4 protein-coding genes are annotated in these 2,932 nt (G+C 72.4%); 2 read left to right on the top strand and 2 right to left on the bottom strand.

What is annotated here, in order from left to right; genetic code table 11:
- On the bottom strand, positions 1–571 hold a 571-nt coding region (locus tag SACHA_RS20375; RefSeq protein WP_039738008.1), incomplete at its 3' end, for an FAD-binding protein.
- 205 nt (positions 572–776) lie between these two features.
- Between SACHA_RS20375 and SACHA_RS0105080 the strand changes: the two genes are divergently transcribed.
- On the top strand, positions 777–1,397 hold the full coding sequence (locus SACHA_RS0105080) for a TetR family transcriptional regulator (RefSeq protein WP_019807685.1): 621 nt from the start codon (positions 777–779) through the stop codon (positions 1,395–1,397).
- 113 nt (positions 1,398–1,510) lie between these two features.
- On the opposite strand, the gene SACHA_RS0105075 is transcribed toward SACHA_RS0105080, so the two are convergent.
- Entirely contained in the window at positions 1,511–2,416 is a 906-nt protein-coding gene (locus SACHA_RS0105075; protein WP_019807683.1) for a 3-oxoacyl-ACP reductase, read from the bottom strand.
- Positions 2,417–2,604: 188 nt separating this feature from the next.
- Between SACHA_RS0105075 and SACHA_RS20370 the strand changes: the two genes are divergently transcribed.
- Positions 2,605–2,932 (top strand): acyl-CoA dehydrogenase family protein (locus SACHA_RS20370; protein WP_039738006.1); only part of this gene is annotated, 328 nt, incomplete at its 3' end.

Genomic DNA, 2,932 nt, shown 5'->3' with positions numbered 1-2,932 from the left:
CGCCGGACAGCGGTCCGTGCCGGTGGCCCTTGCCGCGGCGTTCCCGCTCCACCGGTGGGCGGACCAGCGGGAGCAGGTCGCCCAGGTGCTCCGCGGGCAGGTCCGGCGGGACGATCGAGCGGCCGTGCTCCGGCCTGCCCGGGGCGGCGAAGTAGTCGGGGAACGCCTGCCAGGTGAACGCCATCGACGGGGACCGCTCCAGCGACTCCACCACCTCCGGGGCGGAGTCCAGGAACGCCTCGCGGTGGTCCGCGGACTCGGGGCCCAGCAGGGCCGACAGGTAGGTGCGTGCCGACCCGGTGGAGTCGTCGACCCCCGCGCGCCGCTGCACGTCGGAACCGGGGAGCCAGCAGGCCGCCCCCGAGTACGCCGAGGTACCCCCGACCACGTCGGCCTTCTCCACCACCAGGGTGCGCAGCCCCGCGGAGGCCGCCGTGTGGGCGCCCGCGAGCGCGCCCGCGCCGGAACCGACCACGACGACGTCGTACCACTCGTCGTGGTTCCCGTCGCTGTCGTGTCCGCGGCCGATACCGTGCGGTCCGTCGCTGTCGTGCTCACCCGTGGCCGGCATGGCATCCCTCCTCGTCGTCCGGTGTGTCGTCCGGCCCCCGGGACGTCGGTGGACCGGCCGGTGGTCTCCCGCGACGGGTCAGACAACCGCAGCCGCGACGGTCGTCGGTGCCCCGATCCCACTGACCGGTACCGAGTGCTGGGCGGGAAACGCCGTCCGGTGGGTAAGGTCGAGGCGTCGCCACAGAACCGACAGGGGGTCCTGCGTGCCGCGCATCGCCGAGGCGAGAGCCGCCGCCGAGCCGAGTTCGCCCGAGCAGGTGGCCCGGCAGCACCGCATCCTGCGTGCCGCGGCGGCCCTGGCCGCGGAGAAGGGGCTGGAGCGGGTCCAGATGCACGAGGTGGCGCGGGATGCGGGCGTGGCCATCGGCACGCTGTACCGGTACTTCCCCTCGAAGACGCACCTGTTCACCGCTCTGCTGGCCGAGCAGGTCGAGCGGTTCGACGAGAGCCTGGGGGAGCCCTCCGGGAAGGAGGAACCCGAGGAGGCCGTCGCCGGGGTGCTGGCCGCTGCCAGCCGGGAGTTGCTGCGCAGGCCCCTGTTGGCGACCGCGATGCTGCAGTCGTTCAACACCGCGAACGCGGCCACGGTCACCGACGTGGCCCGCATCGACCGGACCTTCGACAGCATCATCCTGCGCACCCTGGGCATCGGCGAGCCCACCGCGAAGGACCGCTCGCTGATCCGCCTGCTCCAGCAGCTCTGGTACGGCGTGCTGCAGTCGAGCCTCAACGGCCGTATCTCCCTGCCCGACGCCGAGGCCGACATCACGATGGCCTGTCGCCTCCTGCTGGCCCCCCGCTCGAACGCCCACCCGTACCCGTAGTCACCCACCGTGGTGCCGTGAAGGGCACCTTCCCTGCGCCGGACGCAGCGAGGGGCACATTCACTGCGTCACACGCAGGGAGAGTGCCCTTCACGGCACATCCCACGGACGGGTCAGCGGGTCATGTCGAGTTGGGCGACGGTGTAGGCGGCGTAGGTTCGGCCGGGGTCGCGGTCGGCGAAGTACGGGGTGAGTTTGTCGTCCAGTTCGGACACCGAGAACTCGCCGGAGTCCGCCTCGAACTTGTGCTCCACCGTCGGGGCGGCCATCAGGCCCACCATGTCGCCGTAGACGACGAAGACCTGGCCGTTGATGTCGGCCGCCGCCGGTGCGGCGAGATAGCGGACGAAGGTGCCCACCCGGTCGGGCGAGAGCAGGTCCGGCCCGCCGCCGTCGCCCCCGTCGAAGACGTCGGCGGTCATCGCGGTGCGCGCGCGGGGGCAGATAGCGTTGGCGCGCACACCGTACTTGGCCGCACCCTGCGCCGTGGCCAGGGTCAGGGCCACGATGCCCGCCTTGGCGGCGGCGTAGTTGGGCTGGCCCGCCGAGCCGAACAGGAACGCCTCCGAGGAGGTGTTGATCATTCGCGCGTACACCGGACCGTCGGCGGCCTTGCTCGCCTTCCGCCAGTACGCGGTGGCCGACCGCGCGACCGAGGCGTGGCCCTTGAGGTGGACCCGCAGCACGTCGTCCCAGTCGGACTCGGTCAGGTTGAACACCATCGCGTCGCGGAGCACGCCCGCGTTGTTCACCACGACGTCCAGCGAGCCGAAGGAGTCGACCGCCGCCTGCACGAGCTGATCGCCCAGGGACCACTCGCCCACGTCGCCGACCACCGCGACGGCCTGTCCGCCCGCCGCCTTGATCTCGCCGACGACCTCCTCGGCCGCGGGTCCCACGTCGTTGACGACGACGTTCGCGCCACCCGCGCCCAGTGCCAGCGCCTCGCTGCGGCCGAGTCCCGCCCCCGCCCCGGTGACGACGGCGGTGCGGCCCGCCAGGCTCCCGTCTGCACCCATGCTCCGTGCGTTCCTTCCTCGACTGCCGTGCCGGTACCGTTCCGGTGACCGGGCGCGGAGACTAGTACGGGTATCACCGGCGTCGGCAACGCCGAAACCCACTCAGCGGGACACCACACCCGGGATGTTCGAAACACGTTCTAGGGTTCGTTCGACGACGCCAGACCCGAACGGAGACCGCGAACACCATGACTCTTGGTCTCACCGAGGAACACACGCAGCTGCGCGACGCCGTCCGCGCGTTCGCGGCCCGGCACGTGACCGCCGAGGTCGTCCGCGCCACGGTGGACGCGGACACCGACGGCATCCCGCCCTTCTGGACGGCGCTCGCCGACCAGGAACTGCTCGGCCTGCACCTGCCGGAGGAACACGGCGGATCGGGATTCGGCCTGCTGGAGACGGCCGTGGTGGTCGAGGAGCTCGGCCGCGCGCTGACCCCCGGCCCCGTCGTGCCGACCGTGACGGCCTCGGCGGTCCTGCACCGCGCGGGGCACCACGCGCACCTGCCGGACCTGG

The organism is Saccharomonospora halophila 8 (assembly GCF_000383775.1).
Classification (GTDB): Bacteria; Actinomycetota; Actinomycetes; order Mycobacteriales; family Pseudonocardiaceae; genus Saccharomonospora; species Saccharomonospora halophila.
The sequence above is the reverse complement of the archived record's forward strand: the minus strand, read 5'-3'. Positions and strand labels throughout refer to the sequence as shown.

Bases quoted from the DNA above. Each gene is read 5' to 3' on its own strand.
- SACHA_RS0105075 (WP_019807683.1), bottom strand. From the start codon at position 2,416: ATGGGTGCAGACGGGAGCCTGGCGGGCCGCACCGCCGTCGTCACCGGG.